Here is a 19,708-nt window from a genome sequence, read left to right as displayed (position 1 = left end):
CACGACACGAAGACTACGCGTACGGCGATCAGCCATGATCGACCAAGCCTACGGTGCTCGACCGGCCGCCGCCCGAACCCCGACGCCCGTCCGGCGCATGCCGGCCGGATCCCCGGCATCGCCCATTCGGCGCCCGGAGCGGCCTTCTGCGCACGCGGCACCATCAATCAACTCTCCCAGCGGCGCCGTTGGCCGTACCGCACCCGGTCGTTCCCCTCCGCAGCTCCAGCCTGGCCCTGACCTAGCTTCCGAAGCCAACCATCACCACCTGCATGCCCTCATCAGCGATGAGCGGCCAGCCCTCGGGACGGCCGGGAAACCGGCGGTGAGCCGTTCACCCACGAAACGGCGTCAGGAACCGAGGCGCATTTCGATCGGGACGGTGTCGGCGCATCCACACCAGCACGCGCCCTGTGGAAGCGTCACATCGAAATTCGCGACAAGGCGGTCAAGCACCATGCCAAGCACAGGATCGATCTTCAAGCGGTGCGGATGCCGCGACCAGACGGGCAAGCGACGCGAAAAGTCCTGCCCCCACCTCGGCGAACGCGGGCACGGAACCTGGTACTTCCACTGCGACGCCACCGACCTGCTGGGCCGCGCCGAGCGGGCCCGCCGTGGCGGCTTTCCCTCGCAGGCCGCCGCCCGACGAGCCCGCGACAACTGGCTCACCGCCAGCGAGGCACGTCGCACCGCGGATGGCTGGACCCTGCAGCGGTGGCTGCGGCACTGGCTGGAGTCGCGCACCCACATCCGGCCCACCACCCGGCTGAACTACAGCCGGGACGTCGACCTGGTCCTGGTACCGCACCTCGGGCACTACCGGCTGGCCGACCTGGACGCGCAACTCCTGCGCACCGTCTTCGAGAGGATCGCGGCCACGCTGAACAGCAAGGACAAGCCGCAGTCGCCGTCGGCGATGCAGCATCTGCGCGCCGCGCTGAACCTCGCCGTCCGCGAAGGCCTTCTCGACACCAACCCGGCCCGGCACATCGAGATCGTCGGCTACCGCAAACCGCACGCCCAGGTGTGGACCGACGGCCGCGTCGCACACTGGCAGGCCACCGGCGAACACCCCGCCGTCGCGGTGCGGACCGCCGAGCAGCTCACCTGCTTCCTCGACAGCGCGGCCGGCGATCCGCTGTTCGCCCTGTGGTGGCTGGCCGCGCTGCGCGGCCTGCGCCGCGGCGAACTGTGCGGACTGCGCTGGGCCGCCATAGACCTCAACCACGGGGTGCTGTTCGTCGAACGCAACCGCACCACCGCCGGCTACCAGATCGTCGAAGACGAACCCAAAACCGCCGCCGGCCGCCGCCCCGTCGCCCTCGACAAACACACCGTCACGGTGCTGCGCGCCCACCGCCGCCACCAGCTCGACCAACGCGACCGCCAGCGCGCCGCCGGTAAACCCTGGACGGACTCCGGGTACGTGTTCACCCGCCCCGACGGACTGCCGATCAATCCGAACTACGCCACCACCCGGTTCCGGAAACTCACCGACCGCGCCGGACTGCCGCCGGTGCTACTGCACGACCTGCGCCACGGCGCCGCGTCCCTCGCCCACCAAGCCGGCGCCGACCTCAAGACCCTGCAGGACCTGCTCGGGCACTCCAGCATCCTGGTCACCGCCGACACCTACACCAGCGTCCTACCCCAGGCGCAGCGGCGCTGCGCCGACGCCACCGCCACCCTGGTCCTCGCCGCCGCCCGCCGCAGGGGCAAGAAGATCACAAACCAGGGACGGAAGAACCGGCCCACCCATGACTACGAAGGAACCACATCTCTACTGGCAGTACAAGATGTGAATCCCTAGCCGTGTTACTACACTTTCCGGCGCTCGAGCCGGTCGACAGCCGACCGCGAGCCCGTGACCAGCAGCGACACGGGACTGATCACGCTCGTGTGCCTACGAACTGCGGAACTCCGGCGAAGGTCAGGTGCGGGCCGCCTGTGGACGCATTGGGCGTTGGCCGACGTTCCTCCGGTTCGGCGGTCGATCATGAACTGCGGCCGAATAGATTCAAATCGCTTGGCTCGCGATCCGTAGCGAGCACCACAGGAGCACGACATGATCAGCTCACGACGGCGTCAGGCTAGCGGGATCTGCCGCATCGTGGTTCGGGTGGCTGCGTAGATGAAGGGCGGCGGCTCGGCGAGGCGGCGCTCGATATCGCGCCAGCGACTCATCACGACCTCCAACTGGCCGAAGACGCTGCCCGCGTCGGCGGCTGTCAGGGCGACCATCCTGGCCCGGTGCTCTCGCACGGCGGCGATCTCCAGGCGGTGCTCCTGGATGTGGCGGTCACGGGTGATGATCAGCCATCCTCGGCTCGCGACCTCCGGAATCCACTCCGAGTCCTTCACCGCGGGCGAGGCGATCGGGCACGGCGGACGTTGGCGTTTATGAATGACCGTGCCGGGGTCGCCGGGATGGGTGACGTCGGAGCGGAGTCCGGCGAGGACCCGCGCGAGGCCGAGGAGGTCGGCATCAATGTAGAACCGGACCTCGGCAGGCTTGACCCTGCTCACGCCGCGCGCTGGGAGTTCTCGTACGCCAGCGCCCACCGCACGTCGGGCACGTCGAGCTGGTATGTCTCGGCGATCTCCTCGACGTCCAGCCCTGCCTCGTCCTGCTCCCAGAGCACCTCGGTGCAGCTCGCCGATCCGACGGCGGCGGGCGATGGTCGTGCTCCCGTCTGCCGGTGGGAACACGGTGCCGGCGACCGCCCCGCCTGGTCCAAGCCGACGAGGACACGAGCCGGCAGCTCGCTGCCGGCGTCCGAGGCGACTGGAACATCAATCCGACGGGGGTGCCAACCTCTCCCGCTGGCCTTACGAATTCGAGCCCCTTCCGGGCCGCCGCTGGATTCTCGCCAGCCCCGCTCCGACACGCTACCGACCGACTGGTCGGAAGACGCGGCTGACGGCTATCGGCTGAAGGCCCCGTGCCAGTCGCACAGCTGACCTGTGCGCAAAGGCGGGCTTGCGGTCACGGCTGATGAGGTGCAGCGACAGGGACGGGATTCACCTCTGGGGGGGCGTGGGGGGTGTCGGGTATCCGCCCCTGCCGCACGGACGCTCATACCCGCATCCCTTCCGTAGGCGCCGGCTTCTGCTGCGCCGTTACACACGTTCGCGACACCTGCGGTTGAAGCCGCCGCCTGCGCTGTCGGCGTCGTCGGCACACTCCGAGACTCTTCGGTTGAAAGCCCGAGCACGTCCCGGGCGATGCGGTGGATCGTGTCGAGCGTACGGTCGCGTCCGCCGGCGCCTTCGACCATCAGCAGCAGGTGCCGCACGCCGGGCAGGGTGGCGGCCTGGTCCAGAGCGTTGTTGCAGCGGTGGGGCGAGCCGACGGGGTGGATGGCGGCGAGCCGCTCCACGTAGGTGGCCAGATCCGGAGGGCCCGCTGGAGTGCCGTCGAGACGGACGTACTCGCGGGTGCCGGCTAGCAGCGCCGGGAGTCCGGCGCGTACGGCGTCGGCGGCCTGCTCGTCGTCGTCCTCGACGTGCGCCAGGTGCGCGCTGGCATGGCCGATGCGGTTTACGTCGTGGCCGTGCGCGGTGGCGACCCGGGCGTAGCGGTCGAGGAGGCTGGCCTTCTCGTCGAGGTCGGCGTGCAGGCCGAGCAGCAGCGGCATGCCGTGCCGCGCGGCGAGGTCCACTGTCGCCGGCGAGGTCGCCGCGACCCAGACCGGTATCCGCCGCGCGGGCCGCGGCACCACGGGCACCGGCCGGAAGGGGAATCGGTCGTTGCCGGCCACCACCGGGGCGCCGGACAGCCATCGACCCAGTAGCTCCAGCGCGTCCTGGAAGCCGGCGTGGAAGCGGTCCAGTCCGGTGCCGAACACTTCCAGGTCGGCCCACGGGCCGCCCCGGCCGACGCCGAGGCGGAACCGGCCGCCGGACAACTCGTCGAGCAACACCGCCTCCTCGCCGAGGGCGACCGGGTGGCGGTTGGACAGGATGCAGGCGGCGGTGCCGACCGCGATGGTCCGGGTGGCGCCGAGCAGGTGCGCGGCGAAGGTGATCGCCGAGGGACACACGCCGTAGGAGATGAAGTGGTGCTCGGCGATCCAGACCCCGGCGTACCCGGCGGCCTCCGCGGCGCGGCCGTACTCGTGGGCGTCGGCGAGAGCCGTGGCGTGGGTTGCGCCCGGGCGGTGCCCGGCGAGCAGGAACAGGTGGACGTCCACGTCCTGGCCTGCTCGCCGGGCGGTGACCGGGTCAGCAGTCACGCAGCTCGGGGGACTGGTTGAGCAGCTGGCCACGGACGGAGACGAAGCGGCGGTACGTGTCGGAGTCGACGGCGGAGAGCCGGAACGCCGCGACGCGGTGGCAGTTCTGGAAGGCCAGTTTCACGCCGAAGTGCCGCTCGAGGCTTGACCGGATGGCGTCGCTGGCCAGGGCCCGCAGGAGCTGGCCCCGTTCGGTCTCGCTCGGCGGTGGGACGACGTTGTCGGCGAAGTCGGCGTCGGACGACTCCAGGTCGGCCGCCACCCGGCTGACGACCTGCCAGGCGTACGGCAGTGAGTCGCGGACACAGGCCACGAACGCCTCGTCGTCGACGGGACCTGACTCGGCGGCTTGCAACAGGCTCGGTGGCACCGTGAGAGACATGCTCCTCCTCATACACGATAACGATCACTGTTGTCGTTAGCGTCGCGTCACGAGCACACCACGCACCGTCCGTTACGTCAATGGCACTGGTCGTGTCTCCGACGCCCGGCGGGGCTAGCCGGTGATGCGCCGCCCATCTATCGCTTGAATTTGGCGCGGTGCCGCCCGCAACGCTGAGGTCCGCCACTGGGTTGAGCCACACGTGAGTGCAGCCGGACAGGTCAGCGGCGAGACGGACGTCCCCAATGGCCGGCCGGATGGGCGCGCGGCGCGGCCGGGGCGGCATCACGGGCCGTTCATGCCGGCCGCTGGCGCGGCCAGCGACGCCGAGGTGCACCCAGCGGGGTGGGTACCGCCGTAGTCGTGGTCGTGACGGCACTGCTAGTACTTTGGTGGTCGGGCAGTCGCCGTTCGCTGTCGGTCTCGGTGCTCCGTTGCTGGCGACGTGGACCACTGTCTTCGTTTCGGTGCTGGTGCAGGCGGTGCCCTTCCTGGTGGCGGGTGTGGTGTTGTCGGCAGCCATCGCTACGTGCGTCCCGCAGTCGTTCTGGGCGCGGGCGTTGCCGAAGCGTTCCGTTCTCGCGGTGCCGGTTGCTGGCGCCGCCGGTGCGCTGCTTCCGGTTGCGAGTGCGGCGCCGTACCGATGGGTGGGGCGCTCGTGCGCCGAGGCGTGACGCCGGCGGGTCGCGGTGACGTTCCCCTACCTCCATGTTGACGGTTGGCAGCCCGTGCCGTCGCCTCGGCAGCCGTACGAGTGAGATATCACCGCCGGACCGCGCAGAAGAGGCCGACCGCGGCATCACCGGAGGAAGGGCCGGGCGGCTGAGCTTCGATCGCCCCCGCCGCACTTGTCGATGCACCTGGACTGCGCGGCGAGGCCCGCCGGCCAGACCGGCCAGCGGGCGGACACGTCGAGACAGTGGCGCACCGCCTCTGCAGCGAGTTCGTCCGCTGCCGAGCTGGGCCGGCGACTTCTTGCCGGTCGTGCTTGCCGGCGCAGGTAGGGGCCGGCCGGCGCGAGGCCCGGGTGGGCGGTGGGCTCGCGCCGGCCGGGTCCGCCGCTTGCAGGTACCCCCTACCTCGACGGACGTCGGTGTGCGGCTACTGCGGGGTGGCGGTGGTCAGGGGAGGACTTCGAAGGTCCAGGTCTTGGCGCCGGAGCTGATGGTGCTGCCGTTGGAGGCGAGCACTGCGGTGACTTCGAAGGTGACGGCGTAGGTGCCGGCGGCGTCGAAGCCCCAGTTGACGTGGGCGTGGATGTTGCGGTTGACGTTGAGACTGTCGGGCAGGCCGTTGCCGCTGTCGAACAGCACCGTCGGGGTGCCCCCGGAGACGGTGTAGACGCTGAAGCCGGCCGGTCCGGTGACGTTGGTGAGCTTGAAGGTGACCCGGTTGTTCTGGAACACGCCGCTGGGCACCTCGGCGGTGTTCCAGCCACCCCAGAGCAGCCCGGCGGTGCTGGCCTGGGGCAGCACCCAGGCTTGGCCGCCGGTGCCGAGGAACGACCAGGCGCTGCCGCTGGGGACGGTGACCTTGGCGTTGTTGGGGACGCGCAGGACGACGTCGGCGGGGTTGCGCTCCACCGAGGGGCTGACGGTGTCGTCGAGCAGGTTGACGGTCAGCGCGCCGCCGGCGTAGTCGACGTCGATGACGTCGACGTGGCCGCTGGACAGCACGATCGGCACCGCCGTGGCGGGGGTGGCGGTGCCGGCGAGCAGCACGGCGGTCAGGGTGAGGCCGGTGAGGAATCGGCTGCGGGTACGCATGGTGCTCACTCCTTGACCACGACGCGCAGAGTGGCCGCCTCGCTGGTGACCTGCTGCCCGGTGGCGGCGAGGGTGCCGGTGGCGCGGAAGGTGATGCAGTAGGTGCCGGCGCGGTCGAAGGCCCAGTTGGCGTGCAGGTGGTCGCCGGCGGTCAGGGCGATGGTGTCGGGCAGGCCGTCGCCGCTGTCGGCGAGGATGGTGGGCTGCCCGACCGCGTTCTCGGTGTAGATGGCGAGCTGCCCGGGCCCGCTGACCGACTGCACGGTGAGGGTGAGCGCGTCGGCGGTGAAGGTACCCGGCTCGATCTCCTCGGCGGCGATGCCGGGCCAGATCAGGTCGGTGTTCTGGATCTCGGGCAGGATCCACACCTTTGACACGCCAGGGGTGCCGAGGAAGCCGAAGGCGGGATCGTTGGGGACGGTGACCTTGGCCTGCCGCTTGACGAGGATCTTGACGTCGTCGGTGGCGTACTCGACGTCGTTGTCCTCGTCGTGGACGCCGAGTTCCAGTTCGCCGGCCTCGTAGGCGATGTCGACGAGGTCGAGGTGCCCGGAGCTGAACGTCACCACGGTGGCCTGCGCCGGTGGCGCTGCCGCGAGCAGCGCCGCGGTCACCGCCCCGGAGGCGAGCAGCAGGCGGATGGGCTTGCGCACGAAGAACTCCTTCCCGCGATCCCTTGTGGATCGCAGTTGTTGAAAACGATAGTCGTTTCGGACAACGCGGGGAAGGGCTGATCGGTGGAGTGCGGTCACGGACGCACAGTTGCGCGTCCGCGACGACATGTGCAGTGCGGGCTTCGGTCACGTCGCCGGCCACGGTCGACCCGACCGCCAGCGGGGCCGGCGTCGCCTCACGTGATGGGCGCGGTTGATGCGCTGTCGTCACCGTGGGACACGCTCCGACCCGCGCACAGTTCCGCATTCGTCGTCCGCTGCGACGTCAGCGTCGAACGCGCGGCTGCGACAGGCTGCCACGTTGCCTCGATAGCGCTGCACGTACATGCCTGGACGACGCATCTGGACCACTGCAGGCGCGGCGGCGCGATCCGTCCGGACGACGGCGTACCTGTGCTGGTGATGGCCGTCGCCGGGGCCGCCTGCGGCATTCGGGTCGGTGCCCGTGCCGACGTGGCGGCCTCGTCACCGAGACCGCCACGTCTCCCCCTGACCCGCCCACCGGAGGTACCACGCTCCTCAGCGGATCACCAAAATGATAACCGGGTTCATGTTACGCACGGTGGCCGGCCCGCCCGTCCGCGCCTTGCGGCGTCGTCTATCGCACCACCGGTGACGGGTCCTGCGGGTGTGCGAGGTCGGGCAGCGGCGCGGGTCGTGTGAGGTCAGCGGGTTCCTGCGCACTCGTGCGTCGCCATCGTTTGGTCAGCAGGCCGTGTCGTGGGGCGAGCAGCCAGGCGGCGAGGAAGATGGCGGTGGCGACCAGGACGATGGTGCCGCCGACTGGTGTGTCGTAGCTCCAGGACAGGTACAGCCCGACGGTCGCCGACGCGCCGCCGATCACCGGGGCGAGCAGCATCATCACGCCGAGTCGGTCGGTGAGCAGGCGGGCCGCCGCCGCAGGGGTGATCAGCAGGGCCAGGACGAGGATGTTGCCGATGGTCTGCAGGGAGATCACCACGGCGAGGGTGACCAGGACGTAGAGCACGATGTCGAGCCAGAAGACCGGAAGCCCCATCGAGCGGGACATCTCGCGGTCGAGGCAGACGGAGACGAATTCCTTGTGCAGGGCGAGCACCAGGCCGAGGATGACCAGGCCGGCGCCCCCGACGACGTAGAGGTCCCGGTCGGGGATGCCGGTAATCGAGCCGAACAGGAACTGCTGCAGCGACCCGGCGTACCCGGGAGCCTGCGAGATGATCACGATGCCGAGGGCGAACGCGCCGACCAGGAAGACGCCGATGACCGAGTCCTCCTTGACGCGCCGGTTCTGGGCGAAGATCGCGATCAGCAGTGCGGTGGCCACACCGGCGGCGGCGCCGCCGAGGACCAGGCTGCCCTGCAGGACGAACGCGACCGCGATGCCCGGGAAGACCGCGTGGGCTACGGCGTCGCCGATGAAGGCCATGCCCCGCAGGACGACGTAGCAGCCGACGACGCCGCAGACGATGCTGGACATGACCGCGATCGCCAGTGCCTTGGGCAGGAACGCGAGGTCGGGGTTGAGAAGGTCGGTGAGGAAGTCGGTGATCGACATCAGGTCGCCCTCACGAGTTTCAGCAGCGGGGAGGTTTCGCTCACGCCGAAGGTCTTCGTCCACCGTTCGGCGTCCTGCAGGTCCGCCGGGTGTCCGTCGGCGATGATCCGGCCGTTGAGCAGGACCAGTCGGGTGCAGGTGTCCACCGCGGCGACGAGGTCGTGGGTGGTCATCAGCACCGCTCGGTCCTCTCGCGCCAGGCTGGTGAACAGCTGGCCCAGTAGTTCCTGGGTGGGCATGTCGAGTCCGGTGAACGGCTCGTCGAGCAGCAGGATGCGCGGCGCGAGGGCGAGGGCCCGGGCGACCAGGACGCGTTGGCGTTGCCCACCGGACAGCTCGCCGACCGGCCGGCGGCGCAGCCCGGTGAGCTGTACCCGGTCCAGGGCGTCGCCGACGGCCCGCCAGTCGGCGACGCTGGGGCGGCGGAGCAGCCCCAGGCGGCCGGTCCGACCGGTCATGACGGCTTGCTCGACGGAGATGGGGAAGTCCCACGTGAACTCGTGACGCTGGGGCACGTAGCCGATGTCGGACCGGCCGGGCCGCGACGGCTTGCCCTCTACGGTCACCGTGCCGCCGCGGGTACGGGTCAGTGCCAGGATGGCACGTAGCAGGGTGGTCTTTCCGGCACCGTTGGGTCCGAGCAGCCCGACCAGCTCGCCCCGGTCCAGGTGCAGGTGGATGTCCCGCAGGACCGGCCGGCCGCCGAGGTCCACGTCCAGCTGATCAACCTCGAGCGCTCTCAACGGTCACCCCCGGACAGCGAGGTCCTGCGTTCCCGCTCGGCCTGCCGTTTCGCGCCGCGTCCGCGCAGCAGCAGAAGCACCAGGCCGGTGGCGAGCAGTGCTGCTATCGCCACCAACGCGGCGAGCAGCGGGGTGTCGGACTCACCGGCCGGCTGGCCGGCTTTGGCCCGGTCGTCGGCGGGCGATGCCTGGCCCGCCGGCACCGGGATGTGCGCGGTGGCGGCGTACGCCTCGTCGGCGCTGGTGGCGTCTCCCACGGCGAAGCGCAGCGTGCGGGTCGCCGACACCGTCCCGCCGTTGATCAGGTCGGCGGAGACCTGCACCGCGATCAGGTAGACGCCGGGTGCGGTGAAGACCCAGTTGGCGTGGGTGTGGGTGTTGACCTCGGCCCAGAAGGGCTGCGCCTTCGGCTCGGTGGAGCGCCACAGCGGCTGGGGCTCGGCGAAGTTGCCCGACTGCAGATACGTCGTGAGGGTCCCCGGTCCGCGTACGCCGAGCAGGGTCAGGGTGACGCCGCGGTCGATGCTCTGCATCACCCGGGGGTCCTGGGTGTTCCAGCCGAGCCAGACGACGTCGGGGTTCTGGACCTGTGGCACCACGTAGACCCGTTTGCCGGCGTCAACGCCGAGGAAGGCGTACGCCGGGTCGTCCGGAACGGTCTGCAGCGCGGCGTCGGAGACCCGCAGGACGGTTTCGTCGGGGTCGCGCCACACCGGCCGGGCCTGGGTGCCGTCGTGGATCAGCAGCGTCCACTGGTTGTGGACGTAGCGGGGGCCGATGTCGACGTGTCCGGCGGAGAGTTCCGCCCGGCCGGTGGTGAGGGGCTGGTCGGCGGCGATCGACTGGCCGAGGCCCGGTGTCGGCTGCTCGGCCTGCGCCGGGGTCTGCGTCGTGGCCAGTAGGATCGCCGTGGCCAGCGCGTAGCGCAGGATGGCGGTCGTCGTGCGGGTGCTGCCTCGCGGCCGTCCTGCCGTCACTGGCTCCTCCATCAGTTGTCGGTGGTCAGGCAGTCGTGCAGTGATTCGGCGTTGAACCGCATCATCTGCACGTAGGTGGTGACGTGTCGGTCGAGGGTGTCGCCGTAGATGGAGCAGATCCGCAGTCCTTGCTCGCGGGCCACCTCGGTCAGGGTGGTGGACCGGGCGGCCAGGCCGGGCTCTAGGAACACGGCGGGGATCTTCAGGTTGCGGATCGTCTCGGTGAGCCGGCGACGGTCGGCCAGGCTCGGCTCGGTGGCCGGGTTCGGGGTGACGAACCCGGAGATCTGGATCCCGTACGCCTGCCCCAGGTAGCCGAAAGCGTCATGCGTGGTGACCAGGTGCCGTCGCGGCGGCGGAATCCGGGCGATGGTGTCCCGGACGTAGGTGTCGAGCTTTTCCAGTTCCCGGATGTAGGCCGAGGCGTTCGACTGGTAGGCCGGCGCGCCCTGGGGGTCGGCCCCGATGAGGGTGTCGCGGATGAGTTCGGTGTAGGAGATGGCGTTGCGGACGTTCTGCCACAGGTGCGGGTCGATCTCGCCGTGCACGTGCTTGCCGAGGACCGCCTGCGGAAGCTGGTAGACCTGGGTGCCGGGCCGGCCGAGGAATCGGAACTTCCGGTCACCGGGCACCTCGAGCAGCGCCTTGCTGGGTACCTCGATAACGGTGCGGGCTGGGTCGTAGACCCGCTGGTTGGCCTCGCCGCTGCCCTCGGGGTCGGCGAACAGGTAGAGCCGCCGCTGGTCGAGGTCGACGGTGAGGTCGGCGTGCCCGGAGTTCAGGACCGCCGCGCCTGTCATGCCCGGCACGGAGTGCGGATCCACTCCGACGGCGAATGTGAACGCCTGCTCGCCCATCGGGACCGGCGGCGACTGCGGGTCGACCGCCAGATGCGCCCGCATGGTCAGCCGGTAGACACCTGGTTTGGTGAACGCCCAGCTCATGTGCGTGTGCGCGTCGGGCGGCAGGGTGGCGGTGTCGTCTCGGTATCCGTTGGCGGGATCGAACCCGTCGGTGGAGTCGATGTAGAACGACGGGTTGCCGAACGATTCGGTCAGGTACGCGACCACCCCACCCGGACCGTCGGCCGCGGTGGCGCTGAGCAACACGTCGGAGGCGCGGTTCGCCCCGTGCGCCGCACCCGTGCCGCGTACCCGCATGCCCAGCCAGATGGTGTCCAGCGACACGTCCTCGACCAGCGGGATGATCTCCGCGGCGTACTTCACCGCTCCCTCGGCCAGCGAGATGTTCGGTATGCCGTCGCGCAGGTTCGCATCCAGCGCTTTGATGATGGCCTGCTCTTCCAGCAGCAGGTAGTTGCTGAACGCGACGTCGGCGTAGACGACGTCGCGGATGTCGCGCAGCGACGGCTCGTAACTGTGCGGGTCGGCGCCGTCGGGTACCAACGAGCTGACCGCTACCCGGTCACCGCCGACGTTGCTCACCAGGTCTCGCAGGATTCCGGTGGTCGTGATGACCTGGAGGCGCTCGTCGTTGGCGCTCAACGCCACCTCTGACCGGCAGCCGGCGACCAGCCCCACGATCAGCAGCGGCAGGATCGCCCACCGCAGCCCTGGCGCGATCGGCGGGCTCACGTGTGTGCCGTTGCGGTATCAGCGGGGCCGGCGCGGCGGCGAGGGGTGAGCAGCACCAGCAGGACCCCGACGGCGACGAGGACCACGCCGGCCGCGCCGGCCGACAGCACCCAGCCGGTGCCGGTGCGCGGCAGACGGCCAGCACCGCCCTGGTCCTCCCCGTTGTTGTCTCCGCCGCCTCCGGAGCCGCTGCCCGGTCCGAAGCCGCTGTTCGGGTCGGTGCTGTCGCCGACGGCGATGGTGAGCGTCTTGGTGTCGGTGACCGCCTTGCCTGCGGTGGTGGTGCCGCTCATCTGCACCGCGAGGCGGTACAGGCCGGGCTTGGTGAATGCCCAGTTGCCGTGCGCGTGGCTGTTCAGCGGGACGCTCAGCTGCTGCGGGAACGGCTTGGCGGAGTCGAACAGCACGTCGGCCTTACCGAACGAGCCGGTCAGGAAGAGCGCGAACCGGCCCGGCCCGTTGACGCCCTTGAGCGTCCAGGTGACGTTGCCCTTGACGCCGGACACGACGGACGGGTGCTGGGTGTTCCAGCCGGGCCAGACGATGCCGGCCTGCTGGGACTGCGGCAGCAGCCACACGGTGTCGCCCTGCTTGCCGAGGAAGTCCGCCCCGGCCGGCACGGTGATCTTCGCGTTGTCCTTGACGTGCAGGACCACGTCGGCGGTCTCCCGCCAGACGGCGGGGCTGGTGCGGTCGTCCTTGATCCGGATCGTCCAGTTGTCTCCGGACAGTTGCGGGCCCATGTCGACGTGCCCGTCGGCGATAACCTGCCGGGCACCGGCAGCCGTGGTTGCCGCCTTCGCGGCCGGCGGTGCTGGCGCGGCGGCCGGCTTCGGTGCCGCAGCCGGCTTCGGCTCGCCGGCGGGAGCGGCGAAAGGCCGCACCGTCGGCTGACCGCCGGGCCGCGCCGTCTGCTGCGGCGCAGCCGGTGGGAGTACCTGCCCGGCCGGGACGATCGGTGGTACGCGGATGCGGTACGTCGCCTCGGCGCTGACCGTCTTGCCGGAGCGCAGGGCCGCCGATGCGGCCAGAGTGAGCCGGTAGTCGCCGGCGGCGTCGAAGGCCCATACCACACCGAAGGTGCGCGTTGCCGCCGGCAGCCGCATCGACCGCGTCGCATTCGCGCCGCTTCCGAACAGGGCAGTCGCCCGCCCGATGCCCGACAGCGTGTAGGCGGTGAACGTCCCCGGTCCCTCGACCGAGCGCAGGCTGAGGGTCACCGTGTCGTCAGCGATGGCGTCGGGGCGTACCCCGGTGGTGTCCAGGGCAGGGAACCCGGTGTCGCCGGCGGACAGTGACCACACGGGGTGTCCCGGCGGTCCGAGGAAGGCGAAGGCCTTCCCGGGCGGTACCCGGCCGGCGAGGCCGCCGTTCGGGCCGAGCACCACCTCGGCCGGGTCGCGCCCGGGCGCGTCGCGGGCCACCTGGGCGGCGTCGCGGATGCGCAGCGACATCGCGTCACCGTCGAGCGCCACCGAGACCAGGTCCGCGCCGGTCGCGGTGACCGCCGCCGGTTCGGCGACGGCCGGCGCGGCCCCTGCGGCCAGCGCCATTACGGCCAGGGCAAGGCCGGCGGCGGCACGCATGCTTCTCATCGTCATTGCTCGCTCCCCAGGCGACGTGATGGTGTTTCGTCGTGTCGTGTCGTGACGACGTGACTGGTGGCGGTGCCCTGCGGCGTGGTCGAGGGGGCCGGTGCGGTGCCTGCGGTACGGCCTGGCCGTGTCACTGCTCGTCCTTCCCCGTGTGGTCGATGTCCGGTCGGGAGTTGTCGCGGCTCTGGTCGGGACGCTCGGCGTCTGGTGTCGAACGGTCGGGCGCCGGATCGCCGTCGTCGCCGGCTCGGGGACCCGCGCCGATGACGGCGGGGATCGCGGGATCCTGGCCGTCCGAAAGCCGTTCGGTCTTCTGGCTGGCCTCGGTGCGCCCCTGCTCCCGGGCGGCGGCTACCGCCTGTGCGATCTGTCGGGCCCGCCGGCGGCGGGCGACGATCAACACCCAGACTGCGAGGGCGAGCAGGACCAGCAGGGCCAGCTGCGGCCAGGGCACCGCCCAGACGGTGACCTGCGCCGTGTCGCCCTGCGGCGGCGGGTCGAGGACCTGGTCGCCGACGGCGGCGGGCGTGACGGCGGCGCTCGCGGTGAGCCGGAACAGCGGCGGCACCCCTGTCATGCGTACGGTGGTGGTCAGTTCACCGCCGGGCAGGATCTCCGGCAGGGCCGCCGCGTCCATCGAACGCCGGCCGAGGCCGAAGGGGCCTGCCGCGTTGAGCGTGGGTCGGCCGGTTAGCCGGACGTTGCCGGTGTTGCGGACGGTGAAGGTGGCGGTGAGCGTGCCACCGGCCAGCGGATTGACCGAGCCGCTGTGCCGTACCTGAAGGTCTTCGACGGTCAGTGCCGGTTGTAGCTCACCGGTCACCCGTAGGTAGATGCGCGCGCCGACGCGGTGGTCGACGGCGACCTGGTTGCCCTGGGCGTCCGCTGTCGTGGTGGCGAGTGAGGCGACGATCCCTCCGGCGTGGTCCCCCGGTGTGGCGTTGTTCGGCACGGTGAGGGTGAACGGGATGTCCAGCCGGGACGTCGACGGGATGGTCACGCTGCGTTGGGTGAGGCGGACCCAGGCGCCGACGTCGGTGGGTTGCTGGCCGCCGGCCAGCAGGTCGAAGCCGCCCTGCGCGGTGGTGATCGCGTCGCTGGCGTAGAGGTTCAGGGTGAGCGGGCGCGCCGAGTGGTTGGTGACCGCGACGTAGTCGGTCAGGGTGGCGCCGGGGTCGAGCTTGTAGGTGAACGCCGGCCGGCCGTTCGGGCCCTTCGCGCTCGACGGCGCCACTCCCCACGTGACGGCGGCCGAAGGCGTCGGCGTCGGGGCGGGTGGTGCCGGGGCCGCGCCGAGCAGGGCGATGCCGGTGGCGATGGCGGCGAGCAGGCGCATGGCGGGGAGGTGGTCCGTTTCCTCGGGGTGACGGGCGGGGGATGGGGGTGGGCGGGCGCGGCAACGCCCGCCCACCCCGCGACTGCCCGGTGACACGGCAGGGCGCCGGCCTCCGGGGCGGGTTCGGGCGATCAGATAGCGGTGAGGGTGAGGGTCGCGGTGTAGGTTCCCGCGGCCGTCTCGGTGGGCAGGCTCAGCCGCAAGCCCGCGCCGAGCTGTGCGGTGCCCCGCCCGGCGCCGGCCGAGGCCGAGCCCAGCACCGCGCTGGTGCCCAGGCCGCCGCCGGTCCCGACGACGTACGGTGCCACCACGGGGCCGGCAACGACGCCCTGCCCGGACCCCGGTGCCAGCACCCGGGGGCTCCAGCCGAGGTAGCCGGCGCTGAACGTCGCGCCGCCCGGACCGGTGAAGTCAGCCGGGATCTGCCCGGACGCACTCCATCCGGGCTGACCGGCGCGGGTGTCGGTCACCGTGACCGGCCGCAGCTCACCGTTGCTCTCCCACCGGTCGCCGGCGGCGTTGAGCTGCGCGGGCGGCAGCACCACGGCCCGGTCGTCCGGGTTGACGCTGATCACCAGGGAGCCCTGCGTCTCGTCGATCGACGCGGTGATCGTCTGCGAGGTGCCCGGCTCCTGCGGCGGGAACGCCACCCAGAGGGTCACCGGTTCGCTGGTCGCGGCCACCGCGTGGTCGTCGTCGTAGAGCTTGGCCACGTACTCGCAGGCGTTCAGCTCCCGGGTCGCGGTGAAGGAGTAGCTGGCGCCCGCCTCACCCGGGATGACAGTCCAGTCGGCCGCGCCGGGGCACTTGCTGAACCAGTGGTAGTTGTTCAGCTCGGTCTGCGGCGTCTGCACCGCGGTGAGCGTGACGGTGTCGTTGGGCTGGTACTCGTCGGCCATGCCGCTGACCGACAGGCTGACCTGCGGCTGGCCGCCGGGCAGCTCGCCGACGACGAACGAGTAGTCGACCGGCCCGGTGCTGACCGTGGTGCCGTTGGTCAGGGTCGCGTCGGCCTGGAACTTCAGCGTGTAGCTGCCCAGCGCGCTGAACGCCCAGTTCGAGTGCGCGTGGGTCTTCACCGGCACATCGATCGTGTCCGGGAGCCCGTCGTCGGCACGGAACTTGATGATCGGACCGCCGAACGAGTCCTGGGTGAACAGCGTGACGTTGCCCGGCCCCTGCACGTCGACCAGGCTCAGCCGCACCTTGTTCCCCTCGAACACCCCCGAGTCCAGCGTCGTGGTGTTCCAACCTGGCCAGAGCAGATCCGGATCCTGGGTCATCGGCAGCAGCCAGACCTGGCTGCCCGCCGGCCCGAGGAAGGCGAAGCGGGGATCGTCCGGAACGGCCATGGCCGCCTCCGGAAGGACCTGGAACGTCACGTCCGCCGGGTCGCGCTTGACCGCAGGGCTGACCGTGTCGTCGTTGACCTTCAGCGACAGCGCACCCCCCTCGTAGTGCACGTCGACCGCGTCGGTGTGCCCCTCGGACAGCACCACCTTCTCGGCCGCCGACGCAGCCGTGGGTGCCAGCACCGTGCCGGCGACCACCACCGCCCCGGCGACCAGGGCCGCGAAGCCGCGAGCCCTCACCGTCGCATTCATACCTCCCCTTTCACACCGCGTACCTGCGCGGTGGTACATGTGCTCCCACCGGGCGGCGCGCCACGTGCCGACCTTCATGCCATGGGTGCTGGGTGGTGACATCACCACGACGCCTTGCGCACCCCGGGCATCTCGCCGCGCAGCGCCAGCCCTCGGAACCTGACTCGGGAGAGCCCGAACCGGGTCAGCACCCCGCGGGGGCGGCCGTCGATCTGGTCCCGGGACCGCAGCCGTACCGGGCTGGAGTCGCGTGGCAGCCGGCTGAGCCCGCGGACCGCCTCGGCGCGTACGTCCGGGGCGGTGTCCGGATGGGCGACCAGCCGCTTCAGCTCCGCCCGCCTCTGCGCGTGCCGAGCGACCAGTTCCTCGCGGCGGGCCTGCCGGTTGACCAGGCTCTTCTTCGCCATCAGCGGGCCTCGCGGAACTCGAGGTGCCGGCGCACGATCGGGTCGTACTTGCGCAGGACCAGCCGGTCCGGGTCGTTGCGGCGGTTCTTGCGGGTCACGTAGGTGTAGCCGGTGCCGGCGCTGCTGCGTAGCCGCACGATCGGCCGCACATCGGTCTGGCGGGCCATCAGAGCTTCACTCCCCGGGCGCGCAACTCGCTGACGACCGCCTCGATGCCCTTGCGGTCCACGGTCTTCAGCGCCTTCGCGGTCAGGGTCAACCGCACCCAGCGGCGCTCCGAGGGCAGCCAGAAGCGGTGGTTCTGCACGTTCGGGTTCCACCGGCGGCGGGTGCGCCGGTGGGAGTGCGACACCGCGTTGCCGAAGCTCGGCTTCGCGCCGGTGACGTCACAACGTCTGGACACAGTGACAACTCCTCACTCAACTCGACAACGGTAACGAAAACGGTTTTCAGTCTTGCATCATCCGATCGGCCAGTTCCACGCCGGGGTCGTCGACGATCTCGACGGCGCAGTCGACGCCCAGGCGGTAGCCCACACCGCGCAGCGTCGTCACCACGGGCAGATCGACACCGATCTTGGCGCGCAGCCGCCGGACGTGGACGTCGACGCTGCGGGGGCTCGTGCAGGGCTGCCCCCAGACCCTGTCCAGCAACTGCATTCGGGTGAAGACCTGGCGCGGATGCTCGACCAGGCACCACAGCAGGTCGTACTCCCGGCGGGTCAGCACGACCTCGGTGCCGCCGCGGTAGACCGCCCGCGCCTGCGGATGGATCCGCAGGCGTGCATTCGTGTCGCGCGCTGGCGGCGACACCGTCCATGGGTCACCACCGAGCAACGCGAGCAGAGCAGCAAGGCGGTCGACGTCCTGCTCGCGAGCACCTGGACCGAGTCGCAGGTGGACCGTGACGGTGAGGACCTCGTCCGCCTGTCGCGCCTCGGCCGCACCCACCGGCACATCCCCGTTCGCTTCGACGGCTCGCATATGCTTATAATGACAATCGTTTTCAAGTAAGTCGAGAGGAAGCCGATGTCGTCGTCACCACAGGCCCCCGCGGACGCCGCCACCGTCGACGCCGATATCCGTCCGTCGTTGACCGTGCTGTCCGGGTTCTGGCCGGCGGCGACCTTCGCCGTCGCCCGCACGCTGCTCGCCGCCGACCCGTCGCTGTTGCTGGTGCGGCACGACCTCACCGGGATCCGCGACGGCGTCGTCCGCCGGGTGGTCCGGTCGAGCGCGGGCATCGTCGAGGACGAGCAGGTCGGGCTGCGGCACGGCTGCGCCTCCTGCACCCTGCGGGAGGACGTGCTGCCCACCCTCGTCCGGCTCGCCCGCAGCCACCCCGGCCAGGATCTGGTGCTGATGCTGCCCGAGGTGGTGGAACCGGAGGCGGTCGCCGCCGCCTGCGCCCACTGCCTCGTCGACGGCGCGCCGATCACCGACCTTCTCCGCGTCGACTCCTACGTCACCGTCGTCGACGCCGAACACCTGCTCGACGGCCTCGCCAGCACCGACGACCTCACCACGCTCGGCATCCAGGCCGCCGAGGACGACCACCGCGCGCTCGCCGACGTCGTGGTCCGGCAGATCGAGTACGCCGACACCCTGGTGCTGTGGGGACAGTCCCGGGAGGGAGAGTTCGACACCGGACGGATGTCGATCCTGCTGCAGCGGATGGCACCCTGGGCGACCCACATCCGCGTCGACGGTGACCTCGTCGACGCCGGCGCGCTGACCCGCCAGCTGCGCCACACCCACCGGCACCGGCCGGAGACCCCGGGGGTGCTCGCCCGCGGGCTGCAGGGCTACACCCTCGGCGCGCACGAACCGGAGCCCGACTGCGGCGTCGTCTCCGCGGTCTTCCGGGCCCGCCGCCCGTTCCACCCGCAGCGCCTGCACGACGTCCTCGAAGAGGTCAACGCCGAGGTGATCCGCTCCCGGGGCCACCTCTGGCTGGCCAGCCAACCCGACACGGTGGTGGCCTGGGAGTTCGCCGGCGGCGGCCTCGCGATGGGTTCCCTCGGGCACTGGCTGGTCAGCCTGCCCGAGGACCGCTGGGAGCACGTCGAGGACCAGCGCCGCCTCGCCGCCGCCCTGGACTGGGATCCCTACTACGGCGACCGGCACCAGCACCTGGTCTTCATCGGCCTCGACATCGACCCCGTCGACCTGCACCGCACCCTCACCGGCTGCCTGCTCACCGACGCCGAACTCGCCGACGGCGAGGAGGCCTGGCGCACCTACCCCGACCCGTTCGCCGGCTGCTTCCCCCTCGGGGCGGCGGAGCTGACGGACACCGACACCGACACCGACACCGAAGGAACCCAGCCCGCATGAAGCCCGGCATCCACCCCGAGTACCGGCCCGTCGTCTACCGCGACAAGGGCGCCGACTTCGCCTTCCTCACCCGCTCCACCGCCACCAGCGACCAGAGCATCGAGTGGACCGACGGCAACACCTACCCCGTCATCGACGTCCAGATCTCCTCGGCGAGCCACCCGTTCTGGACCGGGAAACAGCGCCTGCTCGACACCGCCGGCCGGGTGGAGAAGTTCCGCGCCAAGTACGCCCGCCGCGGACCACAGGGCGGATGAGCACCAACACGCCGGTCGACTGGACCGAGCTGGCGCCGCACCTGGTCGACGCCGCCCGGCGGGACCGGTCCTGGTACCTGACGGTCGCCCGCGAGCTGGTCGCCCCCGGCGACCGGCTCGCGGGCGACGTCGGCTGCGGCGCTGCCGACCTCGACGCCTGGGACCGCCGCCTCAATCCGGCCGACGAATGGTGGCTGGGCCACCGCGACGACCTGTTCCGACTCTCCGCCCGCAGCGTGCACCTCGGCGCCCGCCCCTGAC

20 protein-coding genes and 1 pseudogene are annotated in these 19,708 nt (G+C 71.0%); 5 read left to right on the top strand and 16 right to left on the bottom strand.

Annotation, left to right across the window (positions count from 1 at the left end; translation table 11 throughout):
- Positions 1 to 457 precede the first annotated feature (457 nt).
- Entirely contained in the window at positions 458 to 1,813 is a 1,356-nt protein-coding gene (locus tag HCJ94_RS27385) for a tyrosine-type recombinase/integrase (protein ID WP_168003905.1), read from the top strand.
- 275 nt (positions 1,814 to 2,088) lie between these two features.
- Here HCJ94_RS27385 and HCJ94_RS27380 read toward each other — a convergent pair whose 3' ends face one another.
- From HCJ94_RS27380 to HCJ94_RS27370, 3 genes are all read right to left on the bottom strand, one after another.
- Positions 2,089 to 2,529, bottom strand: a complete 441-nt coding sequence (locus HCJ94_RS27380; protein WP_168003904.1) for a PIN-like domain-containing protein — start codon at positions 2,527 to 2,529, stop codon at positions 2,089 to 2,091.
- A gap of 398 nt (positions 2,530 to 2,927) precedes the next feature.
- Complete coding sequence (locus HCJ94_RS27375) at positions 2,928 to 4,238, bottom strand: LLM class flavin-dependent oxidoreductase (RefSeq protein WP_309227460.1); 1,311 nt, start codon at positions 4,236 to 4,238, stop codon at positions 2,928 to 2,930.
- Positions 4,228 to 4,620: an SCO5389 family protein gene (locus HCJ94_RS27370; protein ID WP_168003903.1), complete on the bottom strand. Its 393-nt coding sequence runs from the start codon at positions 4,618 to 4,620 to the stop codon at positions 4,228 to 4,230. The genes HCJ94_RS27375 and HCJ94_RS27370 overlap by 11 nt, the downstream gene beginning before the upstream one ends.
- Before the next feature lie 413 nt (positions 4,621 to 5,033).
- Here HCJ94_RS27370 and HCJ94_RS30610 point away from each other — a divergent pair.
- Positions 5,034 to 5,302 (top strand): annotated as a pseudogene (locus HCJ94_RS30610) (permease); the annotation flags it as partial.
- Between the two features lie 439 nt (positions 5,303 to 5,741).
- Here HCJ94_RS30610 and HCJ94_RS27360 read toward each other — a convergent pair.
- From HCJ94_RS27360 to HCJ94_RS27300, 13 genes are all read right to left on the bottom strand, one after another.
- A complete protein-coding gene (locus tag HCJ94_RS27360; protein ID WP_168003902.1) occupies positions 5,742 to 6,395 on the bottom strand; it encodes a choice-of-anchor M domain-containing protein in 654 nt (217 codons plus the stop codon).
- Positions 6,392 to 7,039 (bottom strand): choice-of-anchor M domain-containing protein, encoded by a 648-nt coding sequence (locus HCJ94_RS27355; RefSeq protein WP_168003901.1) that lies wholly within the window; start codon positions 7,037 to 7,039, stop codon positions 6,392 to 6,394. Before HCJ94_RS27355 ends, HCJ94_RS27360 begins: the two co-directional genes overlap by 4 nt.
- A 619-nt stretch (positions 7,040 to 7,658) precedes the next feature.
- Positions 7,659 to 8,597 (bottom strand): anchored repeat-type ABC transporter permease subunit, encoded by a 939-nt coding sequence (locus tag HCJ94_RS27350; protein ID WP_168003900.1) that lies wholly within the window; start codon positions 8,595 to 8,597, stop codon positions 7,659 to 7,661.
- On the bottom strand, positions 8,597 to 9,340 hold the full coding sequence (locus HCJ94_RS27345; RefSeq protein ID WP_168003899.1) for an anchored repeat-type ABC transporter ATP-binding subunit: 744 nt from the start codon (positions 9,338 to 9,340) through the stop codon (positions 8,597 to 8,599). The genes HCJ94_RS27350 and HCJ94_RS27345 overlap by 1 nt, the downstream gene beginning before the upstream one ends.
- Positions 9,337 to 10,329: a choice-of-anchor M domain-containing protein gene (locus HCJ94_RS27340; RefSeq protein WP_168003898.1), complete on the bottom strand. Its 993-nt coding sequence runs from the start codon at positions 10,327 to 10,329 to the stop codon at positions 9,337 to 9,339. Before HCJ94_RS27340 ends, HCJ94_RS27345 begins: the two co-directional genes overlap by 4 nt.
- Positions 10,329 to 11,912, bottom strand: coding sequence for an anchored repeat ABC transporter, substrate-binding protein (locus tag HCJ94_RS27335; protein WP_168003897.1), 1,584 nt, complete (start codon positions 11,910 to 11,912; stop codon positions 10,329 to 10,331). Before HCJ94_RS27335 ends, HCJ94_RS27340 begins: the two co-directional genes overlap by 1 nt.
- Positions 11,909 to 13,513, bottom strand: coding sequence for a TIGR03773 family transporter-associated surface protein (locus HCJ94_RS27330; RefSeq protein WP_168003896.1), 1,605 nt, complete (start codon positions 13,511 to 13,513; stop codon positions 11,909 to 11,911). The genes HCJ94_RS27335 and HCJ94_RS27330 overlap by 4 nt, the downstream gene beginning before the upstream one ends.
- A 124-nt stretch (positions 13,514 to 13,637) precedes the next feature.
- Complete coding sequence (locus HCJ94_RS27325) at positions 13,638 to 14,843, bottom strand: WxL protein peptidoglycan domain-containing protein (RefSeq protein WP_168003895.1); 1,206 nt, start codon at positions 14,841 to 14,843, stop codon at positions 13,638 to 13,640.
- A 131-nt stretch (positions 14,844 to 14,974) separates the two neighbouring features.
- On the bottom strand, positions 14,975 to 16,447 hold the full coding sequence (locus HCJ94_RS27320) for a choice-of-anchor M domain-containing protein (RefSeq protein WP_205802003.1): 1,473 nt from the start codon (positions 16,445 to 16,447) through the stop codon (positions 14,975 to 14,977).
- Positions 16,448 to 16,548: 101 nt separating this feature from the next.
- Positions 16,549 to 16,854: a 30S ribosomal protein S14 gene (gene rpsN / locus HCJ94_RS27315; RefSeq protein ID WP_168003893.1), complete on the bottom strand. Its 306-nt coding sequence runs from the start codon at positions 16,852 to 16,854 to the stop codon at positions 16,549 to 16,551.
- Positions 16,854 to 17,021 carry a 50S ribosomal protein L33 gene (rpmG, locus tag HCJ94_RS27310; protein WP_168003892.1) on the bottom strand — a complete coding sequence of 56 codons (168 nt, stop codon included), beginning with the start codon at positions 17,019 to 17,021 and terminating at the stop codon, positions 16,854 to 16,856. The genes rpsN and rpmG overlap by 1 nt, the downstream gene beginning before the upstream one ends.
- Positions 17,021 to 17,257, bottom strand: a complete 237-nt coding sequence (gene rpmB, locus HCJ94_RS27305) for a 50S ribosomal protein L28 (protein ID WP_168003891.1) — start codon at positions 17,255 to 17,257, stop codon at positions 17,021 to 17,023. The genes rpmG and rpmB overlap by 1 nt, the downstream gene beginning before the upstream one ends.
- A gap of 46 nt (positions 17,258 to 17,303) precedes the next feature.
- On the bottom strand, positions 17,304 to 17,804 hold the full coding sequence (locus HCJ94_RS27300; RefSeq protein WP_309227458.1) for a winged helix-turn-helix domain-containing protein: 501 nt from the start codon (positions 17,802 to 17,804) through the stop codon (positions 17,304 to 17,306).
- A gap of 78 nt (positions 17,805 to 17,882) precedes the next feature.
- Here HCJ94_RS27300 and HCJ94_RS27295 point away from each other — a divergent pair, with 78 nt between their 5' ends.
- Genes HCJ94_RS27295 through HCJ94_RS30605 form a run of 3 tightly spaced genes read left to right on the top strand, consistent with a single transcriptional unit; the run spans position 17,883 to position 19,707 of the window.
- Positions 17,883 to 19,190 (top strand): CobW family GTP-binding protein, encoded by a 1,308-nt coding sequence (locus HCJ94_RS27295; RefSeq protein ID WP_168003889.1) that lies wholly within the window; start codon positions 17,883 to 17,885, stop codon positions 19,188 to 19,190.
- Entirely contained in the window at positions 19,187 to 19,447 is a 261-nt protein-coding gene (locus HCJ94_RS27290) for a type B 50S ribosomal protein L31 (protein WP_013287207.1), read from the top strand. The genes HCJ94_RS27295 and HCJ94_RS27290 overlap by 4 nt, the downstream gene beginning before the upstream one ends.
- Positions 19,444 to 19,707, top strand: a complete 264-nt coding sequence (locus HCJ94_RS30605; protein WP_240944558.1) for a hypothetical protein — start codon at positions 19,444 to 19,446, stop codon at positions 19,705 to 19,707. The genes HCJ94_RS27290 and HCJ94_RS30605 overlap by 4 nt, the downstream gene beginning before the upstream one ends.
- The last annotated feature ends 1 nt before the right edge of the window (position 19,708 follow it).

The sequence above is a fragment of the Micromonospora thermarum genome, assembly GCF_012034245.1.
GTDB lineage: Bacteria > Actinomycetota > Actinomycetes > Mycobacteriales > Micromonosporaceae > Micromonospora > Micromonospora thermarum.
This window is presented reverse-complemented; position numbering and strand designations above follow the sequence as displayed.

Bases quoted from the DNA above. Each gene is read 5' to 3' on its own strand.
- rpsN (WP_168003893.1), bottom strand. From the start codon at position 16,854: ATGGCGAAGAAGAGCCTGGTCAACCGGCAGGCCCGCCGCGAGGAACTG.
- HCJ94_RS27330 (WP_168003896.1), bottom strand. From the start codon at position 13,513: ATGACGATGAGAAGCATGCGTGCCGCCGCCGGCCTTGCCCTGGCCGTA.
- HCJ94_RS27340 (WP_168003898.1), bottom strand. From the start codon at position 10,329: ATGGAGGAGCCAGTGACGGCAGGACGGCCGCGAGGCAGCACCCGCACG.
- HCJ94_RS27320 (WP_205802003.1), bottom strand. From the start codon at position 16,447: ATGAATGCGACGGTGAGGGCTCGCGGCTTCGCGGCCCTGGTCGCCGGG.
- HCJ94_RS27290 (WP_013287207.1), top strand. From the start codon at position 19,187: ATGAAGCCCGGCATCCACCCCGAGTACCGGCCCGTCGTCTACCGCGAC.
- HCJ94_RS27295 (WP_168003889.1), top strand. From the start codon at position 17,883: ATGTCGTCGTCACCACAGGCCCCCGCGGACGCCGCCACCGTCGACGCC.
- HCJ94_RS27385 (WP_168003905.1), top strand. From the start codon at position 458: ATGCCAAGCACAGGATCGATCTTCAAGCGGTGCGGATGCCGCGACCAG.
- HCJ94_RS30605 (WP_240944558.1), top strand. From the start codon at position 19,444: ATGAGCACCAACACGCCGGTCGACTGGACCGAGCTGGCGCCGCACCTG.
- HCJ94_RS27350 (WP_168003900.1), bottom strand. From the start codon at position 8,597: ATGTCGATCACCGACTTCCTCACCGACCTTCTCAACCCCGACCTCGCG.
- HCJ94_RS27370 (WP_168003903.1), bottom strand. From the start codon at position 4,620: ATGTCTCTCACGGTGCCACCGAGCCTGTTGCAAGCCGCCGAGTCAGGT.
- HCJ94_RS27325 (WP_168003895.1), bottom strand. From the start codon at position 14,843: ATGCGCCTGCTCGCCGCCATCGCCACCGGCATCGCCCTGCTCGGCGCG.
- rpmG (WP_168003892.1), bottom strand. From the start codon at position 17,021: ATGGCCCGCCAGACCGATGTGCGGCCGATCGTGCGGCTACGCAGCAGC.